The organism is Hungatella sp. (genome assembly GCF_046966825.1).
Map to the genome: position 1 here is coordinate 1 of NZ_JBKVCZ010000148.1, position 15,408 is coordinate 15,408.

General features: G+C 50.6%; 13 protein-coding genes, 1 tRNA gene and 1 rRNA gene. 12 read left to right on the forward strand and 3 right to left on the reverse strand.

The annotated features are described in order from the left end of the window. Positions 1-1,510: ribosomal RNA gene (locus ACLTD4_RS28460) — 23S ribosomal RNA — on the forward strand; the annotation flags it as partial. Positions 1,511-1,640: 130 nt separating this feature from the next. Then, positions 1,641-1,712: transfer RNA gene (locus ACLTD4_RS28465), tRNA-Gly, on the forward strand. Positions 1,713-1,761: 49 nt separating this feature from the next. Here the strand turns inward: ACLTD4_RS28465 and ACLTD4_RS28470 are convergent. Both ACLTD4_RS28470 and ACLTD4_RS28475 read right to left on the reverse strand, forming a co-directional pair. Then, a complete protein-coding gene (locus tag ACLTD4_RS28470; protein WP_002602260.1) occupies positions 1,762-2,109 on the reverse strand; it encodes a hypothetical protein in 348 nt (115 codons plus the stop codon). 41 nt (positions 2,110-2,150) lie between these two features. Beyond that, positions 2,151-2,963, reverse strand: a complete 813-nt coding sequence (locus ACLTD4_RS28475) for a choline-binding protein (protein ID WP_117624177.1) — start codon at positions 2,961-2,963, stop codon at positions 2,151-2,153. 255 nt (positions 2,964-3,218) lie between these two features. Here ACLTD4_RS28475 and ACLTD4_RS28480 point away from each other — a divergent pair, with 255 nt between their 5' ends. The 3 genes from ACLTD4_RS28480 (at position 3,219) to ACLTD4_RS28490 (ending at position 6,474) form a co-directional block, all read left to right on the forward strand. After that, positions 3,219-4,091, forward strand: coding sequence for an AraC family transcriptional regulator (locus tag ACLTD4_RS28480; RefSeq protein WP_117624176.1), 873 nt, complete (start codon positions 3,219-3,221; stop codon positions 4,089-4,091). A 132-nt stretch (positions 4,092-4,223) separates the two neighbouring features. After that, positions 4,224-5,576: an MFS transporter gene (locus ACLTD4_RS28485; RefSeq protein ID WP_117624175.1), complete on the forward strand. Its 1,353-nt coding sequence runs from the start codon at positions 4,224-4,226 to the stop codon at positions 5,574-5,576. 16 nt (positions 5,577-5,592) lie between these two features. After that, on the forward strand, positions 5,593-6,474 hold the full coding sequence (locus tag ACLTD4_RS28490) for an alpha/beta hydrolase (RefSeq protein WP_117624174.1): 882 nt from the start codon (positions 5,593-5,595) through the stop codon (positions 6,472-6,474). A 223-nt stretch (positions 6,475-6,697) separates the two neighbouring features. Here the strand turns inward: ACLTD4_RS28490 and ACLTD4_RS28495 are convergent, their stop codons facing one another. After that, positions 6,698-7,144 (reverse strand): PTS sugar transporter subunit IIA, encoded by a 447-nt coding sequence (locus ACLTD4_RS28495; RefSeq protein WP_117624178.1) that lies wholly within the window; start codon positions 7,142-7,144, stop codon positions 6,698-6,700. Positions 7,145-7,386: 242 nt separating this feature from the next. Here ACLTD4_RS28495 and ACLTD4_RS28500 point away from each other — a divergent pair, with 242 nt between their 5' ends. The 7 genes from ACLTD4_RS28500 to ACLTD4_RS28530 all read left to right on the forward strand — a co-directional run. Then, positions 7,387-9,153 (forward strand): sensor histidine kinase, encoded by a 1,767-nt coding sequence (locus ACLTD4_RS28500; RefSeq protein WP_002602268.1) that lies wholly within the window; start codon positions 7,387-7,389, stop codon positions 9,151-9,153. Then, entirely contained in the window at positions 9,150-10,016 is an 867-nt protein-coding gene (locus tag ACLTD4_RS28505; RefSeq protein ID WP_117624173.1) for a response regulator, read from the forward strand. Before ACLTD4_RS28500 ends, ACLTD4_RS28505 begins: the two co-directional genes overlap by 4 nt. 166 nt (positions 10,017-10,182) lie before the next feature. Beyond that, a complete protein-coding gene (locus ACLTD4_RS28510; protein WP_055654376.1) occupies positions 10,183-11,574 on the forward strand; it encodes an ABC transporter substrate-binding protein in 1,392 nt (463 codons plus the stop codon). A 67-nt stretch (positions 11,575-11,641) separates the two neighbouring features. Continuing rightward, entirely contained in the window at positions 11,642-12,505 is an 864-nt protein-coding gene (locus tag ACLTD4_RS28515; RefSeq protein WP_117624172.1) for a carbohydrate ABC transporter permease, read from the forward strand. Then, positions 12,505-13,353 carry a carbohydrate ABC transporter permease gene (locus ACLTD4_RS28520; protein WP_055654372.1) on the forward strand — a complete coding sequence of 283 codons (849 nt, stop codon included), beginning with the start codon at positions 12,505-12,507 and terminating at the stop codon, positions 13,351-13,353. Before ACLTD4_RS28515 ends, ACLTD4_RS28520 begins: the two co-directional genes overlap by 1 nt. Before the next feature lie 23 nt (positions 13,354-13,376). Beyond that, a complete protein-coding gene (locus ACLTD4_RS28525) occupies positions 13,377-14,465 on the forward strand; it encodes a glycoside hydrolase family 105 protein (RefSeq protein WP_055654370.1) in 1,089 nt (362 codons plus the stop codon). Between the two features lie 52 nt (positions 14,466-14,517). Then, positions 14,518-15,408 (forward strand): zinc-dependent alcohol dehydrogenase (locus tag ACLTD4_RS28530; protein ID WP_412331754.1); only part of this gene is annotated, 891 nt, incomplete at its 3' end.

The following is a 15,408-nucleotide window of genomic DNA, read 5'->3' on the forward strand; positions in this document are numbered from 1 at the left end:
CCTAAGGCGAGGTCGAAAGACGTAGTCGATGGACAACAGGTTGAAATTCCTGTACCGCGTATTATCAGAACTGTGGGGACACAGAACCGAAGCCAAACCCGGGAATGAAAAGACCGGGGCAAGCGCCGGACTGGTTAGACTGGAAAATCCGTTTAACAACAGGAAAGCGTGATGCGTACCGAACAAAAGTAGGGAAGTTGGTATAGGGGCTGTCAAGAAAAGCCGCTATTGTGTAATACGTGCCCGTACCGTAAACCGACACAGGTGGATGAGGAGAGAATCCTAAGGCCGGCGGGAGAAGCATTGTTAAGGAACTCGGCAAAATGACCCCGTAACTTCGGGAGAAGGGGTGCCTGCGAGAGCAGGCCGCAGAGAATAGGCTCAAGCAACTGTTTAGCAAAAACACAGGTCTATGCGAAACCGAAAGGTGAGGTATATGGGCTGACGCCTGCCCGGTGCTGGAAGGTTAAGAGGAGAGGTTAGCGCAAGCGAAGCTTTGAATTTAAGCCCCAGTAAACGGCGGCCGTAACTATAACGGTCCTAAGGTAGCGAAATTCCTTGTCGGGTAAGTTCCGACCCGCACGAAAGGCGTAATGATTTGAGCGCTGTCTCGACAATGCATCCGGTGAAATTGAAATACCAGTGAAGATGCTGGTTACCTGCGCCAGGACGGAAAGACCCCATGGAGCTTTACTCCAGCTTGATACTGGGATTCGGTATTGCATGTACAGGATAGGTGGGAGGCTAGGAAATGGTAACGCCAGTTGCCATGGAGCCAATGTTGGGATACCACCCTTGCAGTACTGGGTTTCTAACCAGCAGCCGTGATCCGGCTGGGGGACAATGTCAGGTGGGGAGTTTGACTGGGGCGGTCGCCTCCGAAAGGGTATCGGAGGCGCTCAAAGGTTCCCTCAGAATGGTCGGAAACCATTCGAAGAGTGCAAAGGCAGAAGGGAGCTTGACTGCGACACCGACGGGTGGAGCAGGTACGAAAGTAGGACTTAGTGATCCGGTGGTATAAAGTGGGATTGCCATCGCTCAACGGATAAAAGCTACCCTGGGGATAACAGGCTTATCACTCCCAAGAGTTCACATCGACGGAGTGGTTTGGCACCTCGATGTCGGCTCATCGCATCCTGGGGCTGTAGTAGGTCCCAAGGGTTGGGCTGTTCGCCCATTAAAGCGGTACGCGAGCTGGGTTCAGAACGTCGTGAGACAGTTCGGTCCCTATCCGGCGTGGGCGTAGGATATTTGAGAGGAGCTGTCCTTAGTACGAGAGGACCGGGATGGACTGACCTCTGGTGTACCGGTTGGGTATCAAACCCATGGCCGGGTAGCCAAGTCGGGAAGGGATAAACGCTGAAGGCATCTAAGCGTGAAGCCCCCCTCAAGATGAGATATCCCATCGCAAGAGTAAGACCCCTTGAAGACGACGAGGTAGATAGGGCAGAGGTGGAAGCATGGCAACATGTGTAGCTGACTGTCACTAATAGGTCGAGGGCTTAACCAAGTTGGTTTAGGTTGTCAGAAATGGCAGAGGAAGTAAGAACGGATGAAAGATATGTACAATGTGTGGTTTTGAGGGTATATGCCCTAAGAGAAAACGGAGAGATGAGAGTCGCTTCGTTTTTATAGAATAAGCGCGAGTGGCTCAGTGGTGGAGTACAACCTTGCCAAGGTTGGGGTCGCGGGTTCGATCCCCGTCTCGCGCTCTTATTATGTAAGAAAACGGATTTCCAGAGATGGAAATCCGTTTTTGCGTTACACCCCAAAGTGTATCATATACTTCTGTTCATCGATCGCCTGGCTGATCTTGTCTGCAAGCGCAATGAGGTTGTGATCGTGATTGATTCTTTTGTCGCTGATCACGATATCCTGCAGTGCGGGGAGAGACTCCGGCGGGATTAAGGTAACACCGTATCTGTCGAGGGCAAAGGAGGGGCGGCTGAGGGACTGTGTGTAGGTCCGGATCAACAGCAGCCGCGGCCACCAGTCATTGATATACTTGTCGTCATCGATGGCAACACAGCCATACTTCTGAGGTTCATATTTCACATAATTTTTTTCTGGATCGATTGTATCCATGATTCCAAATTCTGTCTTTATCATAAGCACACCTGAATTCTACAGCAGCTCAGTGTCCCAGTGGATTACTCGCAGGGAACAATTGTTTCAATTAACCGGTCGGCAGTTTCTTCGTCTGCGGCGATGGAAAAGAGATAGACCACTTTGTTATCCTCATTTCGCAGGTAGACGTTCATCTCGAGGTTCTCCGGTATTTTACAGACCATTTTCTGATAAGTCTGGCCGGCCACGGTCACGGGCCGCGGGGCAGTCGGAGTCAGATCGTATTTCCCCCAGAATGCAGAAAATACATTGAGATCGTCCTCCAGAATCTGCTCTATCGGATCACTGTTATACTGAATGACGACTCCAAACAGCGACTGATCCGGAGTGACAGCCAGGAAATCGTAATAGCTTGGGATATAGTCATGAGCGGAAAGTACATTCAGTTCTTCGGCGGTCTGCACAAAGGTATATTCCGGCAGCGTAATACGGATTCCGGCCCAGGGATGCTCATAGACTGAATTCTCGAACCGGCCGGAGGGAAGATGGACGAAAAGAGGGTCCGTTGTGGGCGTCTCTTTCCAGGCTCCCGAGCGTTCGAAGCTGTAGGTATGGCCTTCTATGTCGCGCGTGGTGTCGCTCACCATTATTCCATCGGCATCAAAGTAATACCAGCCGTTTCCATCCCTGATCCAGCCGCCGCGTATCAGGGTGCCGTCAGGGAGCGCATACTGCCATTGATTTCCCTTGTGCAGCCAGCCAGTGCCTTGATTCCTGCTGGCCGTGCTTACCGCGGCATATGCCTCCTGCGGCCGGACAGCCGAAACTGTACCGGCGAGTGCCAGGGACAGACATAATCCTGCGGAAATGGTAAGAAGACGTTGGTTTAATCTCATGAAGCTATGATCCTCCTGTCAGTGGTACCGTCTTGCATGGTGAATTACAGTAAGTGTATCTCTTTTTGGATTGTCTGTCAAATACGAGGATGAATGAGCTGACGTTTAAATTTACAGAAGCCGTAATATCCGCTATAATCAGGACAGAGGCAGTATCAGATAAGACAGCACACCGAGACGAAAGCGAAGAAAGATAAGACCGTGCATTAAGACGAAAGAAAAGCAACCGGACGGGGCTGGAAAGGGGATGGGAATGTGAGTGAACCTGTTGCAAAGCGCCAGATGTTTGAATATGATGGGGATAATCCGTTTCATATCTATAATATTCCCCATTATCCGTTGAGCAGTGATGAACTTCTGTTTAATCACTGGCACGAGGAACTGGAGATTGTTTATACGCTGCAGGGGAACAGTCTGCATTATATTGACGGGACCTGCATCAAGTCACAGCCGGGAAGGCTGATCGTCGTGAACTCAGAAAGCAGTCATAATATCATACCGGACCGCACGGTATATGGAAGTGGAAGAAAAGTGGTGATTGCACTGCTTATTTCACGGGAATTTCTGGAGGGCATATTTCCGGATTTTAAAAACATGTATTTTCTCAATGAGAAGGAGATGACGACTCCGGAAATAGGGAATTTAATGGTGACGCTGTCCCATTACGACGATGAGGCGCAGACGTCATGCTATGAGCGGATTTATATAAAAGGACTGGTACTCCAGCTTCTTTACCATATCACGCAGGAGGGAGTGGCAGAGAAAAATGTGATCCTGCCGTTGAACAATCAGAAGAACCTCGAGAGGCTGAAAGGCGTCCTCCAGTTTATTGAAAACCATTACATGGAAAAGCTTTCTCAGGCAGAGATCGCGGATAAGTTTTACTTTTCCAAAGAGTACTTCGCCCGTTTCTTCAAGAAGCATACGGGGATGACCTTTATTGAGTACTTGACGAAATACCGTCTTCAGAAGGCGCGGATGCAGCTGATGGCTACTAATTCCGGGATTCTTGAGATTGCTCTCAATAATGGCTTCTCTGACGACCGGAGACTGATTCTGGCGTTTAAGGAGGAGTATGGCACAACCCCGTTCCAATATAGAAAAATGGAAAGAAATAAAGAAGAATAAAGAATAATAGCGGCTGCATTTTCATGTACAGGTCAATATATGGATGTTTTTGGCTAAAATACGCAAGGAATTCCCTGTCCGTCTCCGTTATAATGAGGATTATAAAAATCAAGTTACAGGAGAGGGGAAGCAATGGGAAAAAAGAAAACCGGTTTATCATGGTCGGAAAAAATTTCTTATGGTATGGGAGACTGCGGAGCCAATGTGACAGTAGCCCTGTGTTCTACATTTTTAACTGCGTATTATACGGACACTGTGGGGATCGCTGCCGCCGCGGTCGGCACTATGATGCTGCTGGCGCGCGTGTTCGATGGTGTCACCGATATTGTCATGGGGGCGATTGTCGATAAAACGAAGACCCGCTGGGGCAAGGCAAGGCCATGGGTGCTGTGGACAGCGCCGCTTATGGCGATCGCTCTGATCCTGGAATTTAATGTTCCCGGAGGTTTAAGCGGAAATGGAAAGCTGGTCTATGCGTATCTGACCTATATTTTCCAGAACTGTATCGTGTATACAGCTAACAACCTGCCGTTTAACGCACTGCTGTCGCGCATGACGCTGAATGTACAGGACCGTGCCTCCGCGGCGACTACGCGTTTCATCATGACTCAGCTTACAACGCTGATTATTAATGCGGTGACAGCAACCCTTTTGTCTACGGCGGGATGGTTCTGGCTGTCGATTATTTACGGCATCGTAACATTTTTAATGTGTCTCATCTGCTTTCTGGGTACCAGGGAGCATATCGGGGAAGACGCGGAAACCGGTGTGGTTCAGGTGGAGAATGTTCCGCTGAGTACAGCACTGCCGGCACTTTTCAAAAACAGGTATTTTTATATTCAGAGTCTGCTGTTTATGTTTCTGTATATTGGAATCGTCAGTACCGGTTCCACAACATTTTATTTTTGCAATATCGTTTTAAATAATCTGGGTTACTTAACCTACATATCCATGGCTACTACGATTCCGGCCATCATCGTGAATCTTATGCTGCCGAAGGCCATTCAGAGATATGGAAAATGGAAACTGATGATTGGCGGTGCATTCCTGATGGCTCTGGGCGGGCTAATTATCGGTGCGGCCGGTTCCAGTTTCCCGCTGGTTCTTCTGGGGCTGATCATAAAAGGAACGGGAATGGGACCGATCATGTCCGGTATCTTTGCAATGACCGCGGATGTCGTGGATTACGGTGAATGGAAGACCGGAGTCCGCTCGGAAGGACTGGTCAACTGCTGTACATCCTTCGGTATGAAGGTTGGAATCGGCCTCGGCTCTGCCCTCTGCACCTGGCTCATTACCATGGGCGGATATGATGGGACCGCCGCGGTGCAGCCGGCTTCCGCTGTTACTATGATTCGGTTCGGGTTTGGTTACAGCGGTGCGATCATCGCGGTGATTTGCCTGGTTCTGTGCTTCATGATGAATATCGATAAGTATATTGTGGCGATTCAGAATGACCTGGAAGCAAAACGGAATATAAAATAGAGAGGTACAGATAACTATGTCAGAAATGAGTGATACAATTCGTAAACTGTTTCGGGAGGGGGATGACCGGCGGGATGCCGGTCTCACCACACCGGAGGGAATCCGGCGTTTTGACGATATCGTCTATGGGGAAGATGCAGAGCGGCAGATTCTCGATGTATACCGTCCAAGAGACAAGGCGGGGGTACTCCCGGTTATTGTAAGTGTTCATGGCGGCGGCTGGGTGTATGGTGACAAGGAGAGGTACCAGTACTACTGTATGGATCTGGCATGCCGCGGATTCGCAGTCGTAAATTTCACCTACCGTCTCGCACCGGAATATAAATTTCCCGCGGCGCTGGAGGACACAAATCAGGTGTTTGCCTGGGTGCTGGATCATGCGGAGGAATATGGTTTTGACCGGACGCGGATTTTCGGTGTGGGGGATTCCGCCGGGGCCCACAATCTGGGGCTTTATGCCGCTGTCTGCACAAACCCGGAATATGCGGCAAAGTATTCCTTTCAGCCGCCTGAGGGATTTGTGCCGACGGCTGTTGCACTGAACTGCGGCGTCTACCGGGCGCCGGTCTCTGAAGACGAGAAGGACCAGAGCAATCTGCTTATGGCGGACCTTCTGCCGGAGAGAGGGACGAAAGACGAATACGAGAAAATCAGCCTTGTGAATTACGTGACCAGTCAGTATCCGCCGGTGTTTCTCATGACGGCTGCCGGAGATTTTCTGAGAGAACAGGCGCCGCTTCTGGTGGAGAAGCTGATGGAGTTTGAGATTCCGTTTGTATACCGGTATTATGGCAGCGCGGACCGGCCTCTGGGTCACGTGTTCCACTGCAACATCCGCCTGCAGGAGGCTTCGCGGTGCAACGATGAGGAATGCGATTTTTTTCGAAGCTATTGCTGATTCACAGCGGCCAGCTGATCCAGAATCGTGAGAACTTCGGAGAACTCATACATGCTGTAATCAGCCAGTGTACGGTCAAAATGAAAACGGTCGTCGATAAGGCGAGAGCCAGCAGATAGCCCCGGTCTTTTATTTCTTTTAGAAGGCCGGGTATCATTTCTTCAGACACTGAAACATGTGGTTCAAATATACGATTTCACTGTCGGTCAGAACACCGTCCATATCAAAGATCACTGCTTTTATCATCTGAAATTCTGTCATCCATTTCCGGTTCCGACCGATACATTCCGATCTGTGCCTTTCCGGTAGCAACCATCTCTCCGGCAAGCGCGGGCGCGTCATTGTCCAGTCCCATCCTGCATCGAATGGCCAGTTCCAGCGCCATACCCAGATTAATTCCATATAGAACCGTCAGCCGCGGGTCTGTATCTGTCAGCGCGGCTGCACATTTATAAGGAGATCCGCCGATCATATCGCACAGTATGAGAAGCTCGTCACAAGTCTGCATGGTTCCGACTGCATCTTTTAAATGTTCCATCAATGTATCCCAGCTTTGCCCGGATTTAAAATCCACGGCAGCCAGCAGCTCCTGATGTCCAATCAGCAATTCCACCGCGCTGACCAAACCGGAGGCAAACTGCCCATGTCCTGTGATAATCAATCCTGTCATGCATTTCTCCATTCTTCTTGTATTTGCCGCAGCTTTTATTTTATAATCTCCTATATCATATACTATATATATAAAAAACGCAATTCCCCGTCCCTATCCGGATGTAGTTTTCCATGTTTTCTCCCCGGACTTCAGAAATGTCAGAAAATCTAATAATTTCCACCAAAAACAGAATTGCTATCTCTTCAGGAAACGCTTAGAATAAAATCAGAACATTCTGTTAAAAATCGGGGGATTGCAGTATGAAAATTGGAAAAAAGATACTTCTGACCAGTGTATCCTTGATTACAGCCGGTATTCTGGCAGCGGGAGGGATTATCAGCTCGGTTTACATAAGACGTCAACTGGACAGTACGGGGGTGTATGTGGAGACGTTGGTTGACCAGATCGCCGTCAATATCGGAACGAGAACACGGGAATATGAGGATACGATGTTAAATATGGTGCAGAACTGGGATTTGTTCGGCAGCTATTTAAATAAAAAGGACAGCAATATCTATTACAACCGCCGCGCCGTGGCTTCCTTCGTGAATCAGAGAAACACATCGAGGTCGCCAATCCTGGATTTCTACGCATTGGACAACAGCTCGGTGATTACCTATTATGATTATAAAACACAGAGCTTTAAGGATGTGAACCAGGAGATTGCAGACTATATCCGGGTCAACAGAAAAGTAATACCGAAGGGCGCCATTTGGAGGTGTTTTGCCTCAGAGCCGGAAAAGGTCTACATGATCCGGTCCATTTACAGCCCGGTCAGGCTGGAATATGACGGTGTGATCGCGGTGGGGATCAGCAGGGATCTATTTGAACGTCAGTTTCTGGCACTGGAACAGAGCAAAAATGGAAAGGTTACCATCCTAAACCCGGAGGGGGAGGTGATCTTTGGAAGGAACGGCGAACAATTAAATCCTGCGTCCATTCTGGAGAAGAGCAGAGAGTCCGGTGATTCCCGCCAATTAATCAGGAGCGGAAGCAGGAGCTATCTGGTCCGAAATAAGGAAACCGAGGACAAGAAGTGGAACGTGATCTATCTTATTAACGAGCAGGAGCTCTTCGGTCCCATGAATCAGATGCTGGTGGCGATTCTGATCGTCTGCTCTGCGACCATACTGGCGGCGGTAATCTGCGCCGCAGTGATCTCTGGCAGTATTACGAGGGGAATCCGCCAGCTGTATGATCACATCCAGCGCCTCAAGCAGGGGGAGTGGACCACGCTCTCCGTCCCCTATTCCAAAGATGAGATCGGCCAGATTACCATTGCATTCAACGATATGGCGGTCAGCTTACAGGACATGGTGGAGCATCTGGCCAGACAGAAGCTGGAGACGGAGCAGGCGGAGTATAAGGCGCTTCAGGCGGAGTACGGGGCACTTCAGGCGAGAGTGAATCCACATTTTATTTTCAATGCCATGGAGTCCTTAAATGCCGTTGCCAAATTAAACGGACAGGACACAATCGCCTCCATCTGTACGTCTCTGGGACGGCTGATGCGTGTGGCCATTAACCGGAGAAAGAGCACTGTGACGCTTAAGGAGGAGCTCAGCTATGTCAGTGACTATCTGGAGGTCCAGAAATTCATGATGGAGGACCGGCTGGAGGTATTTTTTGATGTGGAACCGCAGGCGGAGGAGTACCAGGTGCCTTCTCTGCTTTTACAGCCGCTGGTGGAAAATGCGGTCATTCATGGGGTGGAGAATTTAAGTGAGGGGGCAGTAATCTTTGTCTCATCGGATCTGATTGCCGGGCCGAAGGGAGAAGCGGCCGTGGTGATACAGATTGCAGATAACGGAGCGGGAATGGACGAGGAGACTCTGAAACGATACTGCGATTTTTCTGTCAGTGCGGAGGAAGACAGTTCCAGCCATTTCGGCCTGGTAAGCGTAGAGAAACGGATAAAAATTCTGTACGGGCAGGAGTACGGAATTACAGTGTCGAGCCAGGTGGGGAAGGGGACCGTCGTGAAGGTAGTCCTTCCTGCCCTCGACAGAAACGGGGGATTTACATGATTAAAATTATGGTAGTCGATGACAATGCTCTCGTCCGGAGGGCTGTCTGCGAAACGATTGACTGGGCGGCCATGGGCTGCGAAATCGAGGGAAGGCTGACGAATGGGATCGAGGGATTCCAATATGCGAAGGAGCATCATCCGGACATCATCATCACCGATATTAAAATGCCTGGAATGGATGGCCTGGAGATGGTTAAGGCCTTGAAAGAGGAGTACGATACGTTTTCGTCCATTGTCATTACCGGTTTCGACGAGTTTCAGTATGCGCAGCAGGCGCTGCGGCTGGGGGCCGCGGATATTCTGCTGAAGCCGATTGAAAATAAGGAGCTGGTGGAGACGGTGAGGCGGATTGCCAGGGGGAGTGTGGAGGTGAGGGACGGAGTCGGAGGCCTGAAGGGAGAAAGAAACCTGTCTGGAGAAGGAAAAACGACCGGAAATGTAAGCCTCAATGGAACGTGCAGCCTGACCGAAAATCAAATCCTGACTGAAATGGCCCGAGAGGAGCATATGCAGTATCTGGAAGAGAAGAAGGAGGAGCACTACGCCATAGTAGTGCGCCGGGCGCTGGCGTATATGCGGGAAAACTTAAGCAGGAAGATCACTCTGACGGAACTGGCCGACTACGCAGGATTGTCGGCGGCTCATTTAAGCCGGCTGATCAAAAAGGATACGGGGAAGAGTTTTATCGACGTTCTCAATCAGATTCGCCTGGAGACAGCGGTCAATCTGCTCCGTGAGGGCAGATATAAGGTCTATGAGGTATCCAACATGGTGGGAATCGACAATTATGCGTATTTTTATCAGTTCTTTAAAAAAGAAACGGGAAAATCACCGACGGAGTATATTCAGAACGGAACGTAATACATGTATCCCGATCGGGAGTCCGCCTGGTAATTTGACATCGCAGATAAAAAAAAGATGTCATAATAACTAATAAAATATCATTTCTATTAAATTGTTTGTGCATGTTGAATGATATACAATAGTGTCAGTGGGAACCCCAAGAACAAAGAAAAGGAGAAGAGATATGAGAAAGAGAGAAAAAAGATGGGTTAGTCTGGCACTGGCGTCATGTATGGCCATCGCGGCTGTGACGGGATGCAGCTCGGGATCCGGGAAGACCGGAGAGACGAAGAGTGCTGCTCAGGCAGAGACAGAAGCAAAAGCAGAGGCAAAGAAAGAGGAGGGGAAGGAAGAGAAAAAAGAGGAGAGCAAAGAGGAAGTTACACTGACATTTCTTCACCACATGGGGGAACAGGGGAAGAAAGACGGACTGGTAGCGCTGTCGGAAGCATTTACGAAGAAGTATCCGAACATAAAGATCGAAGTGGAGTTCCTTTCCAGAGATGATTTTATCAATCAGTACAAACAGCGGGTAGCGGCGGACAATGCGCCTGATTTCATCAATTACCGGCCGTTTGAGACGCCGGAGGTTATCGAAGCCGGGTTGGTGGAACCGCTGGACCCTTCTATTTTCCCGGATAATATCGATAAGAATTGCATCGATTCCATATCACTGGACGGAAAAATCTATGGAATTCCTCTGGACAGAGGCGGATACGGCTTCTATTACAACAAAAACATGCTGGAGAAGGCGGGAGTGAAGCCGGAGGATTTAGATACGATGTCGGGAGTTTTAGAGGCCTGCCAGAAGATAAAGGATGCGGGAATGGTTCCGCTGGCTTCCGGTTATGCGGAATCCTGGACAGAGAATATCATCATCGAGGGCCAGACTTTTACGGGACCGATGGTTGCCGATCCGATGATTTTTGAGAAACTGATGAGTGGGGAAAAGAAGTTTTCCGATTATCCGGAGTTTGTAGACATTATTACGCACGGTCAGAAGCTGGTTCGCGATTACGCGCTGGTAGATGAGAAGGCGGCAAGCCAGCAGGCTTCCGACCAGTATGCGCAGTTTGGACGCGGCGACGCAGCCATGATGATGCAGGGAACATGGGCGATCTCCGATATCCGTATTGCACAGAAGGCAGCAGGCAATACGGATGAGTTTGGATTTACGTATTATCCATGGTCTGATGATCCTGCAAAGAACTATATGCCGGCCAATGCCGATGACTCCTTCATGATTTCGTCCGGGAGCAAGCACATGGAAGAGGCCATGCTGTTCGCAGAGTTTGTTCTGACACCGGAGGCGGGAAAAGTATGGGCCAACGCATCGGGCTGTATCAGTGCTCTCTCGGGCGTCAGCGCGGATAATCCGGATCCGCTTCTTACGATCTTTACAGAGGTTCTGGACGAAAAGGGATACTATTTTGAGATGAATCCGGGCCTGGCGGGCCAGTATTACCAGGATTTTGACAAGATCTATATCGAGGGAAGAATTGCGGGGGATTCTCCGGAGACGGTGATCGAGAAGTGGCAGAAATCATTTGACAATATCCGGGCTACAGGGGGCTGACGGGAATTGACGAAAAGGGAGCGGCCGGAAATGCGGCGGCTCCCTTTTCCTAAAGGAGGCGTATGCTATGAAAGGCAGATGGAAGTCTGTTAAGAGAAACAGTATTGATTTTATGTTTTTACTCCCGGCCGCCCTGGTATTCCTTTTCGTCATCGCAGTCCCGTTTTTTCAGGCGTTCGGGATTGCGTTCACAAACTGGAACGGTCTGTCGAAGGAGTATGATTTTGTGGGGCTTAAGAACTTAACCGCCCTGTTTCACGATACACAGACGATCAATGCAGTCTCCAATACTATGGAGTACACGGTAATTACCTGCATCGGCGTCAACATCCTGGCACTGGCCATAACCGTAGGATTAAACTTAAACGTCGCAGGCAACCGGTTCTTGAAAAGCGCCATGTTCCTTCCGATTATCGCCAGCCTGGTAATCACGGCTTTTATCTGGCAGAGAATTTATGGAGACGTATTTCCGGTGAACTTCGGCATTGTAAGTCCGCTTACCAGGCTGACCACGGTGATTCCGGGAATTGCCCTGATGTGTCTGTGGCGGGATACGGGACTGGCCATGGTGATCTACAACGCCGGTATTCAGTCGGTGCCCGGAGACCTAAAGGAGGCGGCCCGAATCGATGGGGCAAACGCGTGGCAGTCCTTCTGGAACGTGACATTTCCCATGCTGGCCCCGGCCTTTACCACCTGTGTCACACTGTGGCTGGGGTATGGGTTAAAAGTCTTCGACTATCCGAAGGCAGCAACGGGTGGGGGACCGGGAAAGGCGTCCGAGACGTTTTCCCTGTTCGTATACAATCATTTCTTCACGAATAACAGGGCCGGATACGGGCAGATGGCCGGCCTGGTGATGCTGATCTTCGTGGTGGTAATCACGGGAGTGGTTACGAAGCTGCTGCGGAAGAGGGAGGTGCAGCTGTGATGGGAAAGAAATTACATACGGCCTCCGGCCGGCGTTTTATCCTGCTGAGCCTGGTCATGTGGTGTGTGACGATTCTGTTTTTGGCTCCGTTTTACGTCCTGATTATCTATGCGTTTAAGCCGAGGGAGGCGACCATGCTTAAGAACCCCCTCGCATTTCCGGATACGCTCTATCTTCAGAATTTTGTGGAGGCGGTGCAGAAATCTGATTTCCTGAGGGCCTTTACCAATTCCACGGTATCTACCGTGTGCGGAGTCGTTGTTCTGGTTCTCATCTGTTCCATGGCGGCCTATATCGTGGTGCGGCGGGGAAACAACCGGTTTTACGGAGTCTGGCAGTACATTTTCCTGGCTTCCGTCATGCTGCCGTTTCAGACCATCATGTTTCCGCTCTATAAGAATCTGATGAACCTTCATCTCTTAAACAGCCGTCCAGCCTATGTGCTCGTGTCTGTGGGATTTCAGATGGGCTTTGACATCTTCCTCTACTGCGGCTTTATCAAAACCGTTCCGGTGGAACTGGAGGAAGCGGCGGCGATCGACGGATGCAGCAGGATGGGGACCTTTTGGAGAATTGTTTTTCCATTATTAAAGCCGGTTACCATGACGGTTGTCGTATTATCGGCGCTGGGAATCTGGAATGACTATCAGATCGCCCTGGTTGTGGTATCCAAGGAGGCCGTGAGGACACTGCCCGTGGCGCAGCAGTCATTTATCGGGCAGCAGATCTCGTATCTGAATCTGGCGTCTGCGGCGTGCCTCCTCTCGATTCTTCCCATGTTTTTCTTATTCCTGTTTTTACAGAAATTCATCGTGCAGGGAGTGACCGCGGGGGCGGTTAAGGGATAGATTTATCAAAAAGGAGATGTAATATGAAAATAAACAGAACGGATCTGCCCGGAAGGGCGCGGGAACTGGCGGCAGCCATACAGAAACGGTATCCGAAGGCGGATGAGTATCCATACCGTTCCTGGAGCTATCCGCAGGGCTATCTTTTGATGGGGTTTATTCATTTATGGGAGAAAACAGGGGATGAGTTGTACTACCAGTATGTGCTTGCATACTGTCTGGACCATGTGGAGGAGGACGGAAGTGTCCGGGGCTTTACGGGATGCAGCATGGACGACATGATGACTGGGGCCGTGCTGGTCTGGATGTATGAGCATACGGGGGAGAAACGGTTTGAGACGGCATGCAGAAAGATCCGGGAAACCTACCGGGATTATCCGCGGACGAGAGAAGGAGGGTTTCTTCATAACCGTACCGAGTTTCCGGGAGAAATGTGGGTGGACGGCGTCTTTATGGGGCAGATGTTTTTATGCCGGTACGGTGCCGTATTCGGGGAGACGGAGTGTTTTGACGAGGCGGTGCTGCAGCTGGAACTGATTTACCGGTACTGCCATGTGCACGACGGTCTTTTGGTACACGCCTACAGTGAGGACTGTCTGGCTCCCTGGGCTGGTCCGGAGGGCAGGTCAGGATGTGTCTGGAGCGAGGGGCTGGGGTGGTATGCCCTGATTCTGACTGAAGTTCTCGATCTCCTTCCAGCCGGTTATGAGGGAAAGAGGATGGTGGAGAATCAGCTGAATCAGCTGCTGGCCGGCCTGGAGAAATATCAGAACCGGGAGAACGGTCTGTGGAGACAGGTAGTAGATCGCACCGATGACGTGGATAACTGGTGCGACACCTCGGGAAGCGCCATGTTTCTGTACACCTGGAAATGGGCGGCGGATAAGGGAATAGTGCCGGTGGCGACGGCGGGGGCGGTCTTAAGAAAAGGATACGAAGGGCTTCTTGCCCGCATCGTCCCGGGGGAAGACGGGCTGCCTGATGTCCATACGGCGTGCCAGGGGCTCTGCGTCCAGAAGTGTTATGAGGACTATATCCATTATCCAAAGACCGTAAATGCACAGGAGGCGGTATGCGGCTGCCTGTGGGCTTTGGCGGCAGCGATTGGTTAGGGTGTGTTTGAACAGACCAATGCATTACGGGCAAACAAAAAAGGAGAAGCGTATGAAAGCGTTAATTGTAGATGGGGAAGGCCGTTTATCGGTGGAAGAGGTAAGCATGCCGCAGATTGGCCCGTGCCAGGCTCTTGTGAAAATGGAGAGCTGCGGGGTGTGCAACGGAACGGATAGTAAGCTGATTCACAGGACATTTAAGAATTTCCACACATACCCTGCCATACTGGGGCACGAAGGTGTGGGAAAAGTGGTAAAAACGGGAGAATTTGTGGAAAACCTTCATGTGGGCGACCGTGTGCTGCTCCCATTTCTGGAGGAGGCGGCCGATGGATACGTTCCGGGATGGGGCGCCTATGCGGAATACTGTGTGGTGGGAGATGAGAAGAGCGCCATCCGTCATGGGATGGGTCCTGGCACAAAACAGTGGAACGAGGCCTATGCGGCTCAGACCGTTATACGGCCGGAGGATCGGGTGGATGCGGTGGGAGCTTCCATGATCATCACGTTTCGGGAGGTCTTAAGCGCCATCCGAAGGTTCGGATTCCAGCCTAATGAGACCGCAGTGGTATTCGGCGCGGGTCCGGTAGGGCTCTGCTTTACCAGGTTTTTAAAGCTGCTGGGGCTTAAGACGGTCATCACCACGGATATTCTGGAGGACAAGGTGGAAACCGCGAGGCGGATGGGGGCCGATTACGCGTTTCATTCTGCCTCCTGTAATGTGACGGAGGAGGTGAAACGGATTTTCCCGGATGGCGTGGATTATGTGGTGGACGCGGTGGGCGTCAATGCACTGATTAACCAGGCGATGGGGCTGGTGAAATACAACGGAAAAATCTGCTGCTACGGTATCTCTCCTGAACTGTCCATGAAGCTGGACTGGAGCAGCGCCCCCTATAACTGGACGCTCCAGTTCGTGCAGTGGCCCAGCAAGAGGGAGGAG

What these genes read in the sequence shown, in the direction of transcription:
- ACLTD4_RS28510 (WP_055654376.1), top strand. Translation starts at nt 10,183, where the DNA reads ATGAGAAAGAGAGAAAAAAGATGGGTTAGTCTGGCACTGGCGTCATGT.
- ACLTD4_RS28515 (WP_117624172.1), top strand. Translation starts at nt 11,642, where the DNA reads ATGAAAGGCAGATGGAAGTCTGTTAAGAGAAACAGTATTGATTTTATG.
- ACLTD4_RS28500 (WP_002602268.1), top strand. Translation starts at nt 7,387, where the DNA reads ATGAAAATTGGAAAAAAGATACTTCTGACCAGTGTATCCTTGATTACA.
- ACLTD4_RS28490 (WP_117624174.1), top strand. Translation starts at nt 5,593, where the DNA reads ATGTCAGAAATGAGTGATACAATTCGTAAACTGTTTCGGGAGGGGGAT.
- ACLTD4_RS28470 (WP_002602260.1), bottom strand. Translation starts at nt 2,109, where the DNA reads ATGATAAAGACAGAATTTGGAATCATGGATACAATCGATCCAGAAAAA.
- ACLTD4_RS28505 (WP_117624173.1), top strand. Translation starts at nt 9,150, where the DNA reads ATGATTAAAATTATGGTAGTCGATGACAATGCTCTCGTCCGGAGGGCT.
- ACLTD4_RS28520 (WP_055654372.1), top strand. Translation starts at nt 12,505, where the DNA reads ATGGGAAAGAAATTACATACGGCCTCCGGCCGGCGTTTTATCCTGCTG.
- ACLTD4_RS28525 (WP_055654370.1), top strand. Translation starts at nt 13,377, where the DNA reads ATGAAAATAAACAGAACGGATCTGCCCGGAAGGGCGCGGGAACTGGCG.
- ACLTD4_RS28495 (WP_117624178.1), bottom strand. Translation starts at nt 7,144, where the DNA reads ATGACAGGATTGATTATCACAGGACATGGGCAGTTTGCCTCCGGTTTG.
- ACLTD4_RS28485 (WP_117624175.1), top strand. Translation starts at nt 4,224, where the DNA reads ATGGGAAAAAAGAAAACCGGTTTATCATGGTCGGAAAAAATTTCTTAT.
- ACLTD4_RS28475 (WP_117624177.1), bottom strand. Translation starts at nt 2,963, where the DNA reads ATGAGATTAAACCAACGTCTTCTTACCATTTCCGCAGGATTATGTCTG.